1 pseudogene is annotated in these 803 nt (G+C 74.5%); it reads right to left on the bottom strand.

The annotated features are described in order from the left end of the window. Window positions 1-528: pseudogene (locus tag DMH12_RS38655) on the bottom strand (hypothetical protein); the annotation flags it as partial. Window positions 529-803 lie beyond the last annotated feature (275 nt).

Below are 803 nucleotides of genomic sequence, written 5' to 3'. Positions count from 1 at the left end.
CGAGGTCAGCGAGAGGCGCAGCTTCACGGTGAGGGTCTTGCCCGGGGCGACGGTGAAGCCGGCGAAGGGGTCGGTGGCCGCGTCGTCGCCCTCGTTCCCCTCGTTCACGCCCTCACCCTCGCCGAACGCGCCGATCAGTTCGTCCCGGTCGGTCTTCTCGAAGGTGACGGGACGGGGGTCGGCGCCGTCGTAGAACTCCAGTTGGGGCTGCGACGGCTCCAGGGCCCGCTCCTGGTCGACGAGGACGACGACCGGGTGGACTCCCGAGCAGGTGCGGGAGGTGGTGTTGGTGAGGTCCAGGTACCAGACGCCGAAGCCCCCGCCGGGTTCGTAGCGGTCGGGGCCGCCGTGGACGCGGGTGGTGAGCGGGAAGGTGTGGTCGTCCGGAGCGGTGCAGGCGGGCAGCGGCTGCGGGGACACCGCGTGCGCGGGGACGGCGGGTACGAGGACGGCGGACGCAGCGGCGCAGGCGGCGAGCAGGGCGGCTGCCGCCACCGGGCGAGGGGACGTGGGCGTGAACAGTCGCATAAACACATGAGCGTGCCGGTGATGTCCGACTTCGGGCACCGCCATTCGGGCCACGCCCCCCGGACGGAGCACCGACGCCCCCCGGTCGGCGGCCGGCAGTCGGCGGGCCGGCGTCGGTGGTCGGCCCCGCCGGTCGGCGGCCCGGCACCGCTCGGCCCGCTTTACGCCAGACGGCAGCAAAGTGGCGCGATCGCGCGTTGCCGCTCCGCCCCGGCGGGCCGCAGCCTGAGGAGCGGGAGCGCTCCCACGCCACCGGACCCCCAACTCCTCACACC

The sequence above is a fragment of the Streptomyces sp. WAC 04229 genome (assembly GCF_003947455.1).
Lineage (GTDB): Bacteria > Actinomycetota > Actinomycetes > Streptomycetales > Streptomycetaceae > Streptomyces.
Note: the sequence above shows the minus strand (reverse complement) of the source record. Positions and strands in the feature narration are given on the sequence as shown.